The sequence below is a fragment of the Williamsia muralis genome, from assembly GCF_002735905.1.
Taxonomy (GTDB): domain Bacteria; phylum Actinomycetota; class Actinomycetes; order Mycobacteriales; family Mycobacteriaceae; genus Williamsia; species Williamsia muralis_A.
On sequence record NZ_PEBD01000012.1, the window covers coordinates 120749 to 136306 of the forward strand.

Sequence of the window (15558 nt, forward strand, 5' to 3'; positions counted from 1 at the left end):
TGTCGCCGGGTACTGGGTACGCTGAAGCGCTGTGCACCTCAAGAGCCTGACCCTGAAGGGCTTCAAGTCCTTTGCGTCGGCGACCACTCTGCGTTTCGAACCGGGGATCACCTGCGTGGTCGGTCCCAACGGTTCGGGCAAGTCGAACGTCGTCGATGCGCTCACGTGGGTGATGGGGGAACAGGGCGCGAAGGCGCTGCGCGGCGGCAAGATGGAGGACGTCATCTTCGCCGGCACTTCCGGTCGCGCCCCACTCGGGCGGGCCGAGGTGACCCTCACCATCGACAACTCCGATGGTGCACTGCCCATCGACTACTCCGAGGTGTCGGTGACCCGCCGGATGTTCCGCGACGGGGCCGGTGAGTACGAGATCAATGGCAGCTCGTGCCGACTGATGGACGTGCAGGAGCTCCTCAGCGACTCCGGCATCGGCCGCGAGATGCACGTGATCGTGGGGCAGGGACGCCTCGCCGCAATCCTGGAGTCGCGACCGGAGGAACGCCGGGCGTTCATCGAAGAAGCTGCCGGCGTTCTCAAACACCGCAAACGCAAAGAAAAGGCCGTCCGCAAGCTCGACGCGATGCAGGCCAACCTGGCACGGCTCGGTGACCTGACCGCGGAATTGCGCCGCCAACTCAAGCCGCTCGGTCGCCAGGCCGAGGTCGCCCGCCGTGCCCAGACAGTCCAGGCAGACCTGCGCGACGCCCAATTGCGGCTTGCGGCAGACGATCTCGTGACCCGACGCTCCGAACTCGCCGAGCAGAGCACCAGCGAAGCCGAACTGCGCCGTCAGCAGGACGAGTACGCGCACCAACTCGATGAACTGAACGCTCAGGTGAGTGAGAACGAGGAACACCTGGCTCAGATCGTGCCGGCGGCGAACGAGGCAGGTCAGGCGTGGTTTGCTCTGTCGGCGTTGACCGAACGCGTCGGCGCCACATGCCGGATCGCCGACGAGCGCCGCCGGTACCTCAGTGAACCCGTGCAGGCCGACTCCGGTCGCGACCCCGATGAACTCGAGCGCCAGGCAGCTGTCGCAGCGGAAGAAGAGACGGCACTGGCCGACGCGGTCGACGACGCGGCGCTGGTACTCGACGAAGCCAAAGAGACTCTCACCGACCGGGAACAGGCCGCGGCCGCTGCGACGCAGGCCCATCTCGCCGCGGTGCGGGCAGTCGCCGACCGACGCGAAGGGCTGGCCCGACTGGAGGGCCAGGTCGACAATCTGCGCACAAAGGTCGAGTCGATCGATGCCGAGACCACACGCCTCGGTGCGGCTATCGACAACGCGGCCGCCAGAGCCGAAGCGGCACAACAGGAATTCGAGGCCACCCAGGCCACCATCGCCGAACTCGACGCATCCGAACTCGGGCTCGACGAACATCATGAGCGCAGCGTCGCCGCGCTGAACCAGGCCAACGAGCGGGTGGCCGAACTCCAGGCCGCAGAGCGGGCAGCAGAACAGCAGGTCACCTCCCTCAAGGCGCGCATCGATGCCCTTGCCGTGGGACTCGAACGCAAAGACGGCGGAGCCTGGCTACTGGAGAACCGGGGCGGGTCGTTACTCGGCCCCATGTCGTCGCTCCTCAAGGTCGCCGTCGGCTACGAAGCTGCGGTCGCCGCGGCGATGGGTCCGGCCGCCGACGCGGTAGCGACCGCCGACCTGCCGGCTGCCCGCACCGCGTTGTCAGCGTTGCGAGAGAACGAAGGTGGCCGAGCCGCGGTGCTCATCGGCGGGCTGGAGCCGGCAGGCCGGGGAACCGGACCGCTGCCGCCAGGTGCCACATGGGCGCTCGATGTGGTCTCGGCACCCGCCGAACTGCGCGGCGCACTGGAACTGCTCCTCGGATACACAGTCATCGCCGACACCATCGACACCGCTGAGCTCGTGCTCGACGCTGCCAAACCCGCTGTGCCACATCTTGGTTCACTCCGGGTGGTCACCGCCGACGGTGACCTCATCGGCGCCGGCTGGCGCAGTGGCGGCACCGGCGATCGGCCGTCGACCATCGAGGTGCAGTCGGCGATCGATTCTGCCGCCGCCGAACTGCAAAGCGCCCAGCGGCGCAGCGAGGAACTGGTGGCGGCACTGGCCGGCGCCCTGACGCAGCAGACCGACCGTCGTGAAACGGCTGAACAGGCGTTGGCAGCCCTGCATGAATCCGATGCCCAGCTCGGTGCGGTCTACGAGCAACTCGCCCGGCTCGGTCAGACCGCGCGGGCAGCCCAGGAAGAGACGACCCGCCTCGTCGGTCAACGTGCCAAGGCAGAACAGGGCCGAGCCGAGGCCATGGCCAAGCTCGCCGAGTCGGAGGAGAGGCTGAGGCTCGCGCGCGACGACAGTGCTGTCGGCGACGAGGGCGACGACCTCCCTGACAGCGACCGAGACACCACTGCGGCTGCGGTCGCGGCGGCCCGCTCGGTCGAGATGGAGGCTCGACTGGCACTGCGCAGTGCCGAGGAGCGACTGTCGTCGGTGCGAGGCAAAGCAGAGTCGCTGCGCCGCGCCGCCCGAGCCGAACGGGAGGCGCGGGCCAGGGCCGAACGCCAGAATCGTGCCCGGCGCCATGCTGCAGACGTGGCCGAGGTGGTTCTCGAACAGGGGAAACTGATCGCCGCGCGGCTCGACATCGCTGTGGCGCAAGCTCAGTCCCATCGCGACCGGCTGGAAGCCGAACGAGCCTCGCGAACGCAGGCTCTCGATGTCGCCAAGAAGGCTGCGGCAGAGGTCGGGACCCAGCTGGCCGCACTGCGGGACGCGGTGCACCGCGACGAGGTGGCCAAGGCCCAGGTGTCGATGCGAATCGAACAGCTCGAAGAGCAGATCATGTCCGACTTCGCCATCAGTCCCGACGACCTGGTCGCCGAGTACGGTCCCGATGTCGCCCTGCCGCCGACCGATCTCGAGATCGCCGAGTACGAACAGGCCAAGGAACGCGGAGAGATCGTCGTGGCCCCGGCGCCCCTCCCGTACGACCGCGCCACCCAGCAGGCCCGTGCCAAAAAAGCGCAACGGGACCTGAACACGCTGGGCAAGGTCAATCCGCTGGCACTCGAGGAGTTCGCTGCGCTCGAAGAGCGCTACAACTTCCTATCGACCCAACTCGAGGACGTCAAGAAGGCCCGCCAGGATCTGCTAGATGTGGTGCAGGACGTCGACAACCGCATCTTGCAGGTGTTCAGCGAGGCCTACGCCGATGTCGAGCGGGAGTTCGTCGAAGTCTTCAAAACCCTGTTTCCTGGCGGCGACGGGCGACTCGTGCTGACCGATCCGTCCAACATGCTGACCACCGGGATCGAGGTGGAGGCACGTCCACCGGGAAAGAAGGTGAAGCGTCTGTCATTGCTGTCCGGTGGGGAGAAGTCGCTGACGGCGGTGGCGATGCTGGTGGCGATCTTCCGGGCCCGACCGTCGCCCTTCTACGTGATGGACGAAGTCGAAGCCGCACTGGACGACACAAATCTGCGCCGGTTGATCACGCTGTTCGAGCAGCTACGCGAGAAGTCCCAGCTCATCGTGATCACACACCAGAAGCCCACGATGGAAGTCGCTGATGCCCTCTATGGCGTGAGTATGCAGGGAGACGGCATCACGACCGTGATCTCGCAACGCATGCGTGGGCAAGATGTGGGTGCCCCGGCCGGCTGACTTGCGATTGGGGCGGGGTCACCCGACCCTGGCCAGCATCACCGAGAAGTCGCCCGCATGGTCGGTCCAGGTGTGAGTGTGCTCGAGTCCTTGTCTCGCCATCTCCTGGTGCAGCACATCGAGGTCGAACTTGGTGCTGATCTCGGTGAGGATCTCGGCCCCTGCCGGTAACTCCCACGTTCGTTCGATGGCGCCGAAATGGGCCACGACATTCCGACGGGCACGCAACCACATCTCGATGCGATGTTCGGGGGGATTCCACCGGGCGATGTGCTCGAAGTCGTCCGCGTACAGCCCCTGGGCGTCCAACCCGGTGCGCAACACCTCGATGACGTTGCGATTGAAGTCGGCGGTCACCCCGGCCCGGTCGTTGTAGGCGGCGATGAGCCGACCGGTGTCCTTGATGAGGTCGGCGCCCAGGAGGAAGTAGTCACCGGGTTTCAGGGACCGCGCGATCCGACCGAAGAAGCTCGCCCGTTGGGTCTCGTCGAGATTGCCGATGGTCCCGCCGAGGAATATGGCCATTCGCGGCCCGGGGTAGTCGGACAGAGTCAGGTCGGGGTCGTTGAAGTCGCCGTGCAGTGGCTGCACCGAGATGGAGGGGAACTCGGCGGCGATCTGCTGTGCCGACGACGTGAGCATCTCGACGCTGACATCGAGCGGCACGTAGGTGAAACCGTCGTCGGCAGACGCGGCGTCATGCGCACCGGCGAATGATTGCAGAAGTAGCCGCGTCTTCTCGGACGTCCCCGATCCCAGTTCGATCATCGTGCGGGCGCCGGTTGTCGAGACGATCTCCGATCGATGCCGATCGAGGATCTCGGTTTCTCGGCGCGTCGGGTAGTACTCGGGCAGGCGAGTGATCTCGTCGAACAGTTCGCTGCCCCGTTTGTCGTACAACCAGCGCGCAGGCAGCACGGGTGGCTGCTGCCACAGGCCTGCTACGGCATCTTCGACAAGCCGCGGATTGATGGCCTCGCGTGAATCGGACACTGTCATCTCGCCAACCGCAGTCCGCTGAAGGCCCACCGAGACGCGGCCGGGAAGAAGTTTCGGTATGTGGCTCGCTGATGGCCCACGGGTGTAACAGCGCTTGCTCCGCGCAGCACGTGCTGGTCGCTCATGAACTTCCCGTTGTATTCGCCTACGGCCCCGTTCGCCGGAACGAAACCGGGATAGGGGAGATACGCGCTCGCTGTCCATTCCCAGACATCGCCGATCATCGTGGCGCCTGCGGCGCGTGGATGACACCGACCGGCGTCCAACAGCGTGCCCTGCGGGGGAGCCAGCGTCAACGCGGCTGCCTCCCACTCGAACTCGGTGGGCAGGCGTGCTCCTGCCCACCGCGCAAACGCGTCTGCCTCGTAGAAGGAGACGTGCAGAACCGGTTCGGCATCGACCACCGGCCTACGCCCCGACAATGTGAACGTGGTCCACGTGCCGTCGTCGAGACTCCAGTAACCGGGTGCATTCTGTCCGGTGGCCTGGACGTTGGCCCATCCGTCCGACAGCCACAGCTCCGAACGCCGGTAGCCGTCGTCGGCCATGAACTCGCGCCATTCGGCGTTGGTGACAAGCCGGTTGGCGATCTGGAAGTCCTGGAGGAACACGGTGTGTCGTGGACCTTCGTTGTCGTAGGAGAAGCCGGATCCCGAGGCGCCGACGTCGGTGAGACCCCCGGACACCGAATGCCACTGCAGAGCAGTTGCTTCAGCGGGCTGCCCGTCGGGTGCGCGCTCGACGTAGGGCGGCGCGAACGGATGGGTCGAGAACAGATGTTTGATGTCCATCAGCAGGAGTTCCTGATGCTGCTGTTCATGGTTGCAGCCGAGTTCCACCAGGCGGAGGGCTTCCTGATCCAGTCGGCCATCCCTCATCGCCGACACGACTGCGGCGTCGACGTATTCCCGGTATCTGGTCACTTCCTCCACACCGGGGCGGGTCACCAGACCCCGGTGGGGGCGAGGGTGCCGCGCCCCGACGGCCTCGTAGTAGCTGTTGAACAGATATCGGAACGTCTCGTCGTACACCGTGTAGTCCGGGTCGGTTCGCAGAATGAACTCTTCGAAGAACCAGGTGACGTGCGCCCGATGCCATTTCGCCGGACTCGCGTCGGTCATCGACTGCGGTACCTGGTCTTCCGGGGACAACGGATCGGTCAACGCATCGGTGAGGCCTCTGACGTCGAGAAAGTGGGAGGTGAGGGCGGATTGGTCGACCGTGATGCTCATGTTCGTCTCCTGGGAAGGGTCAGGGCGCAATGAGTATGGAGTAGGTGTCTGACAATCACGGTACGCGGTGACCGTGTCGTGCCCGTCGCAATTTCGCCCAGAGACGAAGCGGAGCGGAGCTCGACTCTTGGGCAGAGACGAAGCGGAGCGGAGCTCGACTCTTGGGCAGAGACGAAGCGGAGCGGAGCCGGGTTCTGTGGCAGAGGGGATGTGAGACAACGCGGCCCGTATTGGGGGGTGCTGGTCGAACCACTCGGCGCGGTGGCCTGGCAGACTGAGCGCGTGAACACCACCGCCGTTATCGCGATCGTCGTTGTCGTAGTCGTGCTGCTGCTCGCCTTGGTGGCGACCGGTTTGGTGTTGTCTCGGCGACGGCGAATCTCGCTGCGCGACAGTGCCGATCGCACCCCGTCGGATGGGTCGCGGCAGGTCGACAAGTCCGGTGGGTACAAGGCCGGGGGAGGTTTCTCCTTCACGCAGGGCGGAGCGACCGCGCTGGCCGAACCGCCGAAGGCCGGTGACACGCCGACCATCGAGCGCACCGACACCGACGGTCAGCCCGGTGTCGGCGACGATGCCGCGATTCCCCGTGACGCGCCCAAGCGGGGTTACACCAACGTCCCTCTTCCCGAGCCGAAGGTCGACGAACCTCAGTCGCCGGTCGTCGATGAACAGCCCGCGACAGAGGTGGGGGGCGCAGAACCGACCGTCGTCGAGCCTGACATCGTCGACCCGGCGATCGTCGAACCGGAGGTCGTGGAACCGGCAATCGTCGAGGATTCGGTAGCCGAGACGCCTCTGCGCAAGCCGCTCTCGCCCGCGGAGCCGATCTCGGACACGACCGTCGAACCCGCCCCGCCCGGCCGGGTGCTCGACGACATCGCCCCCACCGCCGGTCGTCTGGGTCACCTGCGGGGCCGGCTCTCACGGTCTCAGAACGCGTTCGGCAAGAGCATGCTGGGCCTGCTCGGTGCGGGCGACCTCGACGAGGACTCCTGGGAGGAGATCGAGGACACGCTGCTACTCGCGGACATCGGGACGTCGGTGACCATGGCCGTCGTAGACGAGCTCAGAACTGCATTGGCCGCCAACCCCGTCCACAACGCTGCCGAGGTCCGTGCGTTGCTCCGCCGAGTGCTGATCGGACAGATCGAGCCCGACCTCGACCGGTCCATCCGTGCGCTTCCCCATGCGGGCACCCCGTCGGTGCTGCTGGTCGTCGGCGTCAACGGCACCGGTAAGACCACCACAACCGGCAAACTCGCGCGGGTTCTCGTCGCAGATGGCCGCCGGGTGCTGCTGGGGGCAGCGGATACGTTCCGCGCCGCCGCGGCCGACCAGCTGCAGACCTGGGCCGAACGAGTCGGCGCCGAGGTCGTCAGAGGTAAAGAAGGAGCGGATCCGGCGGCGGTGGCATTCGATGCCGTTGCCAAGGGCGTGGCCGAGGGCGTCGACGTGGTCATGATCGACACTGCCGGCCGACTGCACACCAAGACCGGCTTGATGGATGAGCTCGGCAAGGTCAAACGGGTCGTGGAGAAAAAGGCCGCCGTCGACGAGGTCTTGCTGGTCCTCGATGCCACCACAGGTCAGAACGGTCTGGCCCAGGCAAAGGTGTTCGCCGACGTCGTGTCCATCACCGGCGTGGTCCTCACGAAGCTGGACGGCACCGCCAAGGGTGGCATCGTCTTCCACGTACAGCGCGAACTGGGTGTCCCGGTCAAGCTCGTCGGACTCGGAGAGGGCGCAGACGATCTCGCGCCGTTCGAGCCTGAAGCGTTCGTGGACGCCCTGCTGGGCTGATTGCCGAATGGTTCCTGCTTCTTAGACGTCGACACAGGGTTACCCGACTTCTCCGGTTTGCGTAGATTGTGGTCGCATCCTTCGGAGAGCCACCTGCGACGACATCTGGACGAAACACGGCTCCCAGCTCCGTTAACACAGCGGCAACGCGGTATCGCCACCACGGAAACATGGAGCAAGCAACCTTCTCGACAGGTCAACGGTGCGGCAAGAATGCCGCGGCGGGAACAGCTCGAGGAGGACTGAAGGTGGCGGATTATCCCGTTATGGATTTGCCGGATACCGGCGATACGGCATGGATGTTGGCGAGCTCCGCGCTCGTATTGCTGATGACGCCTGGTTTGGCGTTCTTCTACGGTGGCATGGTCCGTGCGAAGAGCGTTCTCAACATGCTCATGATGAGCGTGATCTCGATGGGCATCGTCACGGTGCTCTGGTCGTTGTACGGCTTCTCCGTCGCATTCGGCGAGGACAAGGGTAATTTCATCGGCGATCCGACGCAGTACTTCGGACTCGATGGGGTGATCAGCGGAAACGCGGCAGAGGAAGTGCTGGCCGACCCGGCAACCGGCACCGAAGCCGCTGACGCCGTGAACATCCCGATCTTCGGAACCATCCCGCTGGCACTGTTTGTCGCGTTCCAGTTGATGTTCGCCATCCTCACTGTGGCGCTGGTGTCCGGCGCGGTCGCCGACCGCATGAAGTTCAGCGCCTGGGCCGCCTTCACCGCGCTGTGGTCGACCTTCGTCTACTTCCCGGTGGCTCACTGGGTGTTCGCGTTCGACGGATACACCGGTGAGACCGGTGGCTGGATCGCCAACAAGCTCAAGGTGATCGACTTCGCCGGTGGCACCGCGGTCCACATCAACGCCGGCATCGCCGGTCTGGTTCTCGCGGTCATCCTCGGCAGGCGTCAAGGCTGGCCGGGTACCCCGATGCGCCCGCACAACCTACCGTTCGTGATGCTCGGCGCCGGCCTGCTCTGGTTCGGCTGGTACGGATTCAACGCCGGTTCAGCGGTGTCCGCCAACGGAACTGCGGCGAGCACCTTCTTGACCACGACCATCGCCACGGCAGCGGCAATGCTCTGCTGGTTGCTCGTGGAGCGGATCCGTGACGGTCACGCCACCACACTCGGCGCGGCGTCGGGCATCGTCGCCGGCCTCGTCGCCATCACCCCGGCCTGTAGCGCCGTGAACACCTGGGGCGCGTTGATCATCGGCGCGGTCGCCGGCATCCTCTGTGCGCTGGCCGTCGGCCTCAAGTACAAGCTCGGCTACGACGACTCGCTCGACGTCGTCGGTGTCCACCTCGTCGGTGGCCTTGTCGGCACCATCCTGATCGGGTTCGTCGCGGTCGCCGACACCTACTCCGGTGTCGACGGTCTGTTCTTCGGCGGCGGCGTCGACCAGCTCTGGCGTCAGGTCGTCGGTGCGCTCGCAGTGCTCGCCTACTCGGCAGTTGTCACCGCGATCATCGCGCTCATCTTGAAGTTCACCATCGGTCTCAAACTCGACCCCGAAGCCGAGTCCGAGGGTGCCGACGAATCCGAACATGCTGAATCCGCGTACGATTTTGCATCACTGGGCGGGTCCAGCACGCAATTTGGTCACAGCGTTCCAGTGGCCGCAACGGCCAAGGAGGGATGATCTAAGTGAAGCTCATTACCGCAATCGTGAAGCCATTCACGCTTGAAGACGTCAAGGCGGGACTGGAACAAGCCGGTGTCGTAGGAATGACGGTCAGCGAAGTCCAGGGTTATGGACGCCAGAAAGGCCACACCGAGGTGTATCGCGGTGCGGAGTACTCGGTGGACTTCGTCCCCAAGGTTCGCGTGGAGGTCGTCGTCGACGACGCCGCCGTGGACAAGGTGGTCGACGTGATCGTGGAAGCGGCCCGAACCGGCAAGATCGGTGACGGCAAGGTGTGGGTGTCGCCGGTGGAAGCGGTTGTCCGGGTTCGTACCGGAGAACGCGGCGGCGACGCGCTGTAAGAGACAGTGCCATTCGTACGTGGCGGTCGCGGTCCTGCCTCCGAGGATCCCTCGGGTGCAGGACCGCAGTCGTCTCATCTGACACCTGCTGCGGCGACCGATCTGGTGACGGCCCGCAAGCAACTGCTCAGCCGGGTGGACGGGCACAAACGCGTCGACGCCCCGGCTATGCGCCGGGTCCTGGTGGACCTCCACGACTTCTGGCTCGCCACGAAGGCGGCCGAGATCGGGATCAAACCGGGCAGCGGCTTCGCCATCGTCGCGGTCGGGGGACTGGGCAGACAAGAGCTACTCCCGCACTCGGACCTGGATCTGATCCTGCTCCACGACGAGATGGATCCGGCGCTGGTCGCCGAGACCGCGGATCAGATCTGGTATCCGCTCTGGGACGCCCACATCAAGCTCGATCACAGTGTGCGCACCGTCCCGCAGGCATTACAGGTGGCTGCGAGTGACATGACCGCGGCCCTGGGCCTCCTGGAGGCCCGGCACATCGCCGGCGACGAGGAGCTCTCGAAGCTGTTGATCGGCGGGGTGCGGCAGCAGTGGCGCACCGACATCCGCTCGCGATTTCCTGCGCTGGTCGACCAGGCGCGGGAACGGTGGCGGCGCAGTGGCGACATCGCGCACCGCGCCGAGCCCGACCTCAAGTACGGCCGCGGCGGTCTACGTGATGTGCACATGCTCGACGCATTGGCGATTGCCCAGCTCACCGACGGTATGGCGACGTTGCGCCCGGACTCGCCCGGTGGAGGGCTGCGACAGGCGTACACCCGATTGCTCGACGTGCGCACCGAACTCCACCGGATCACGGGGCGACCCCGTGAACAGCTCCGTGCCCAAGATGCCGACGAGATCGGTGCCGCGCTGCGCATCGGGGACCGGTTCGATCTCGCCCGAACCATCAGCGACAGTGCGCGCACGATCAGTTACGCCGTGGACGTCGGCTTGCGCACGTCTTCGAACTCACTTCCGCGCAAAGGGCTCTCGAAACTCCGCCGATCTCCGATCCGCCGTCCGCTGGACGAGGGGGTGGTCGAGCACAACGGCGAGGTGGTCCTCGCGCGCAGCGCACTGCCCAGCAAGGACCCTGGCCTGATCTTGCGGGTTGCCGCAGCATCCGCTCGGACCGGGCTGCCGATGGCTGCGTCCACGCTCGCCCGGCTTGCTGATTTCGCGCCCGAGCTGCGGGAACCGTGGCCCGCCGATGCCCTCTCGGACCTGCTCGTCCTGCTCGGCACGGGGCCGCACATGATCGCTCCCATCGAAGCGCTCGACCGAACGGGCCTGTGGGGCAGACTGATTCCCGAATGGGGAGCAGTGAGAGATCTTCCGCCTCGCGACCCCATCCACACCTGGACAGTGGATCGGCATCTCGTCGAGACCGCCGCCAACGCGGGTTCCATGACGACGCGGGTGTCGCGGCCTGATCTGCTTGTCCTCGGCGCGCTCATCCACGACCTCGGCAAGGGACGCGGTGCCGACCACAGCGTTGTCGGCGCCGAGTTGGCGAACCAGGTGGGCAACCGTATCGGCCTGTGGCCCGACGACGTCATGATCCTGTCGAAGATGGTCCGGTATCACCTGTTGCTGCCGGAGGTGGCCACCCGTCGAGACCTTGATGACCCGGCGACGGTGCAGGGTGTGGTCGACACCCTCGGCGGGTCGAAGGTGCTGCTGGAACTGCTCGCCGCCCTCGCCGAGGCCGATTCGCTGGCCACCGGACCCGGCGTCTGGGGTGACTGGAAGTCCTCGCTCATCGGGGAACTCGTGCGCCGATGCCTGCGCCTGCTCGACCGTGGAGAGCTGCCGGCTCCCGAACCGCTCACCGCCGAGTTGACCGAGCTCGCCGAGTCAGGCGGCGTCAGTGTCGAACTGGTGTCCACCGACAATCCGCACACGTTCTCGGTCACGATGATCGCACCCGAGCAGCCGGGATTGCTGTCGCGGATGTCCGGCGTGCTGGCGTTGCGGGGTCTTCGTCTGCTCAGTGCCTCGGTCCAGACCCATGCAGGCAGTGCCGTCAACACCTTCCTGGTGTCGCCGTTGTTCGGTGAGCCTCCCGAGGTCGGTCTGCTGCGACAGCAACTCATTCAGGCGGTCGACGGTGGCATCGACGTGATCGCCCGGCTCGATGTGCGTGAGCGTGAGACACCCGTACCGACCCCACCCGAGCAGGTGGGCGGGTCCGATGACGCATCCGTTCCAGCGGTGCCCGCGCTCTTCGCCCAAGCTCCTCCGAAGGTGCTCTGGTTCGACGGGTACGACGACAACACCGTGATCCTGGAACTGCGGGCCAGCGACCGGCTCGGTCTGCTGGCACGGGTGAGCGCGGTGCTCGAACACCACGGTGCGAACATCACCTGGGCCAAGGTCGCCACCCTCGGCGGTTCGGTGGTCGATTCGTTCTGCATACGTCTGCCCGGCGACGGACCCTCCACACGGGATCGCCTCGAAGAGTCGATCTTGGCGGTGGTACCGCCGCCGGCGCCGCCACGCGAACCAGAGGAGGACTCCGGTAAATCCGGGGTGCCGATAGGCTAGGGGGATGTTCGACTCCCTCTCCGGCCGGTTGGCCGATGTACTGACCGATCTGCGCGGCAAGGGCAAGCTGTCCGACGCGGACATCGACCGTACTTGTCGCGAGATCCGTCTCGCCCTGCTCGAAGCAGACGTCTCGCTCCCTGTTGTCCGCGGGTTCATCAGCCGCATCAAGGAACGCGCGAAGGGCGCCGAGGTGTCGGGTGCTCTGAACCCGGCCCAGCAGGTCGTCAAGATCGTCAACGAGGAACTCGTCACCATCCTGGGCGGCGAGACCCGTCGGATCCGGTTCGCGAAGACACCGCCGACGGTGATCATGTTGGCAGGTCTGCAGGGTGCCGGTAAGACGACGCTCGCGGGCAAACTGGCGTCCTGGCTCAAAAAGCAAGGGCACACGCCCATGCTCGTGGCCTGCGACCTGCAACGTCCTGGCGCCGTCACCCAGCTGCAGATCGTCGGTGAACGGGCCGGGGTACCGGTGTTCGCGCCCCACCCCGGCACGAGTGTCGGCGGCACCGGCGAGCTGGGTGTGTCTTCGGGCGACACCTTGTCCGAGCCGGTCGAGGTGGCCCGCGCGGGCGTTGCCGAGGCCAAGACCAAACTTCACGACATCGTGATCGTCGACACCGCGGGCCGGCTCGGTATCGACGAAGAGTTGATGCGTCAGGCCAAAGGCATCCGGGACGCCGTGCAGCCCGACGAGGTGCTATTCGTCCTCGACGCGATGATCGGTCAGGACGCGGTGGCGACCGCAGAGGCGTTTGCCGAAGGTGTCGACTTCACCGGCGTGGTGCTGACCAAACTCGACGGTGATGCGCGCGGCGGTGCCGCGCTGTCGGTCCGGGAGATGACCGGCCGTCCCATCATGTTCGCGTCGTCCGGCGAGAAACTCGAGGACTTCGACGTCTTCCATCCCGACCGCATGTCCAGTCGGATCCTCGGCATGGGCGACGTGCTCAGTCTCATCGAACAGGCCGAAGAGCACTGGGATGCGCAGCAGGCCGAGGCCGCGGCCACCAAGATCACGCAGGGCGAGCTCACCCTCGAGGACTTCCTCGAGCAGATGCTGATGATCCGGAAGATGGGGCCGATCGGCAACCTGCTCGGCATGTTGCCCGGCGCCGGTCAGATGAAAGACGTGCTATCGCAGGTCGATGACAAACAGCTCGACAAGGTGCAGGCCATCATCCGGGGCATGACGCCCGCCGAGCGCGAGAACCCCAAGATCATCAACGGCTCCCGGCGCGCCCGGATCGCCAACGGTTCGGGTGTCACCGTCAGTGACGTGAACCAACTGGTCGACCGTTTCTTCGATGCGCGAAAGATGATGTCGCAGATGGCGGGCCGGATGGGCGGGATGCCCGGCGGGAACCGGAAGGTCAACCGGAAGAAGGGCAAGAAAGGCAAGAAGGGCGGACGGGGCCCGACACCTCCCAAGGTGCGCGGCGGTATGCCCGGGATGGGAGGCATGCCGGGCATGCCGGCCGGGTTCCCGGACCTGTCGAACATGCCCGCCGGTCTTGATCAGTTGCCGCCAGGACTCGAGGGGATCGACGTCAGCCAGTTCCAGCGGCCGAAGAAGAAGTAGCGGTAGCGGGCGCGATGTCGTTGCCGCAGTTACACTTTCGCGGACGTAGCGTCGGCTCGGGCGAACCCGTCGAGTTCTGGGTCGATGGCGGGGTCATCACGAGGACTCCCGTCGCCGGGGCCACCACGGTCACCGATGGCGGCTGGATCATGCCGGGACTTGTGGACGCGCACAACCACGTGGGGATCGCGCCCGGTCTCGGCGTCACCATCGAACAGGCGCGGTCATTTGCTCATCAGGATCTGCGGGCGGGAGCAACGCTGATCCGGGAGGTCGGCTCACCGCTCGACACCCATCCACTCGATGACGACCCGACCTGCCCTCGATTCATCCGCGCCGGGAAGCACATCGCGCGACCGAAACGGTATCTGCGCGACTACGGCGTCGACCTCGATGACGTGACAGACCTGCCGGCGGAGGTCGCTCGTCAGGCCCGCGCCGGCGATGGGTGGGTCAAACTCGTCGGCGATTGGATCGACCGGGACCTCGGCGACCTCGCGCCGCTGTGGCCCGATGAAGTGCTTGTCGAAGCCGTCTCGGTTGCTCACGACCTCGGCGCAAAGGTCACCGCCCACGTCTTCGGCGCACAGGCGTTGCACGGTCTGGTCGATGCCGGGATCGACTGCATCGAACACGGCACAGGACTCGACGACGACCTCATCGCACGCATGGCCGAACGCAAGATCGCCTTGGTGCCGACCATGATCCAGGTGGAGAACTTCCCGGCCATCGCCGACGGGGCAGATCGTTTCCCCGCCTATCAGAAGCACATGCGAAAGCTGTATGCCGACGCCCCGGCGACCTTCGCCAAGGCCATCGAGGCCGGGGTTGCCGTGTACGCCGGCACCGATGCGGGCGGGTTCGTCGAACACGGCCGCATCGTCGACGAGATCGTGGCTCTGTCGAGGGTGGGCCTGAGCCCGGCGCAGGCCGTCGACGCTGCGTGCTCGGCGGCGCGCACCTGGCTCGATGCCGGCACACTCGCCGATGGCGATTGCGCAGATGTCCTTGTGCTAGAAGCGGATCCGCTCGACGATCTCGCCGCGCTGCGTGCGCCTGCGGCCATCGTCTGCGGTGGGCACGTGGTCTGATCTGAAGGCTTGCGAACGGGTCACGACGTGGCGCGAACGTGCGCTCGCTCGCCTTGTGTGCCGAAGAGGCACAGCATCTCGGCCGCCTCGGTCCCGGCGGCTCCCATCCAGTGCGGAACGTGGGTGTCGAACTCGGCTGCCTCACCGGCCTTGAGCTCGAGGTCCTGCTCTCCCAGGATCAGCCGGACCCGTCCGGACAGTACATAGAGCCACTCGTAACCCTCATGCGTTTGCGGAGTGGGGACCTGAGGGCCGTGCGTGGGCGGGATGATCTGTTTGAAGGCCTGGATACCGCCGGCCCGCCGGGTCAGCGGAATGAAGGTGCGGCCATGCCGCTTGATCGGCCGCAGATGGATGCGGGGATCACCGGTCGCCGGCGCCCCGACGAGTTCGTCCAGGGGGATGCCGTGCACTTTCGCCAACGGAAGCAACAATTCGAGTGTGGGCTTGCGGCCGCCGGATTCGAGCCGTGACAGGGTGCTCTCCGAGATGCCGGTGGCCTCGGACAGATCGGCGAGGGTGATGTCACGTTCCTTGCGCAGTGCTCGCAACCGTGGGCCGACCGTCGTGAGGGCTTGTTGGAGTTCGTCTTCCATGCCTCGACATCGTCGTCCTCGTTTGCCGATTCGGCAAGGATTATTGCCGGGCGATTCGGGGTAGTC

General features: G+C 65.9%; 10 protein-coding genes. 7 read left to right on the forward strand and 3 right to left on the reverse strand.

All coding sequences use genetic code 11. The annotated features are described in order from the left end of the window. The first annotated feature begins 31 nt into the window (after positions 1-31). The gene (smc, locus tag CSW57_RS22640) at positions 32-3649 is read left to right on the forward strand and encodes a chromosome segregation protein SMC (RefSeq protein ID WP_099384883.1); all 3618 of its coding nucleotides are present in this window, start codon (positions 32-34) and stop codon (positions 3647-3649) included. 18 nt (positions 3650-3667) lie between these two features. Here smc and egtD read toward each other — a convergent pair whose 3' ends face one another. Beyond that, complete coding sequence (gene egtD / locus CSW57_RS22645; protein WP_099385048.1) at positions 3668-4648, reverse strand: L-histidine N(alpha)-methyltransferase; 981 nt, start codon at positions 4646-4648, stop codon at positions 3668-3670. Next, positions 4645-5880 carry an ergothioneine biosynthesis protein EgtB gene (gene egtB, locus CSW57_RS22650; protein ID WP_099384884.1) on the reverse strand — a complete coding sequence of 412 codons (1236 nt, stop codon included), beginning with the start codon at positions 5878-5880 and terminating at the stop codon, positions 4645-4647. Before egtB ends, egtD begins: the two co-directional genes overlap by 4 nt. 282 nt (positions 5881-6162) lie before the next feature. Between egtB and ftsY the strand changes: the two genes are divergently transcribed. The 6 genes from ftsY to CSW57_RS22680 all read left to right on the forward strand — a co-directional run bounded on the left by ftsY (position 6163) and on the right by CSW57_RS22680 (position 14896). Then, positions 6163-7683, forward strand: a complete 1521-nt coding sequence (ftsY, locus tag CSW57_RS22655; protein WP_099385049.1) for a signal recognition particle-docking protein FtsY — start codon at positions 6163-6165, stop codon at positions 7681-7683. 266 nt (positions 7684-7949) lie between these two features. Next, complete coding sequence (locus CSW57_RS22660) at positions 7950-9332, forward strand: ammonium transporter (RefSeq protein WP_099384885.1); 1383 nt, start codon at positions 7950-7952, stop codon at positions 9330-9332. 5 nt (positions 9333-9337) lie between these two features. Then, on the forward strand, positions 9338-9676 hold the full coding sequence (locus CSW57_RS22665; protein WP_023960328.1) for a P-II family nitrogen regulator: 339 nt from the start codon (positions 9338-9340) through the stop codon (positions 9674-9676). A gap of 6 nt (positions 9677-9682) precedes the next feature. Beyond that, positions 9683-12220, forward strand: a complete 2538-nt coding sequence (locus CSW57_RS22670) for a [protein-PII] uridylyltransferase (RefSeq protein ID WP_099384886.1) — start codon at positions 9683-9685, stop codon at positions 12218-12220. A 4-nt stretch (positions 12221-12224) separates the two neighbouring features. Next, positions 12225-13805, forward strand: a complete 1581-nt coding sequence (gene ffh / locus CSW57_RS22675) for a signal recognition particle protein (RefSeq protein WP_099384887.1) — start codon at positions 12225-12227, stop codon at positions 13803-13805. Between the two features lie 14 nt (positions 13806-13819). Beyond that, on the forward strand, positions 13820-14896 hold the full coding sequence (locus tag CSW57_RS22680; protein ID WP_099384888.1) for an amidohydrolase family protein: 1077 nt from the start codon (positions 13820-13822) through the stop codon (positions 14894-14896). A 20-nt stretch (positions 14897-14916) separates the two neighbouring features. Here the strand turns inward: CSW57_RS22680 and CSW57_RS22685 are convergent, their stop codons facing one another. After that, positions 14917-15492 carry a helix-turn-helix domain-containing protein gene (locus tag CSW57_RS22685; RefSeq protein ID WP_099384889.1) on the reverse strand — a complete coding sequence of 192 codons (576 nt, stop codon included), beginning with the start codon at positions 15490-15492 and terminating at the stop codon, positions 14917-14919. Positions 15493-15558 lie beyond the last annotated feature (66 nt).

Excerpts from the sequence above, each read along its gene's own strand:
- CSW57_RS22660 (WP_099384885.1), top strand. The coding sequence starts at position 7,950 with ATGGATTTGCCGGATACCGGCGATACGGCATGGATGTTGGCGAGCTCC.
- ffh (WP_099384887.1), top strand. The coding sequence starts at position 12,225 with ATGTTCGACTCCCTCTCCGGCCGGTTGGCCGATGTACTGACCGATCTG.
- CSW57_RS22685 (WP_099384889.1), bottom strand. The coding sequence starts at position 15,492 with ATGGAAGACGAACTCCAACAAGCCCTCACGACGGTCGGCCCACGGTTG.
- CSW57_RS22680 (WP_099384888.1), top strand. The coding sequence starts at position 13,820 with ATGTCGTTGCCGCAGTTACACTTTCGCGGACGTAGCGTCGGCTCGGGC.
- egtB (WP_099384884.1), bottom strand. The coding sequence starts at position 5,880 with ATGAGCATCACGGTCGACCAATCCGCCCTCACCTCCCACTTTCTCGAC.
- egtD (WP_099385048.1), bottom strand. The coding sequence starts at position 4,648 with ATGACAGTGTCCGATTCACGCGAGGCCATCAATCCGCGGCTTGTCGAA.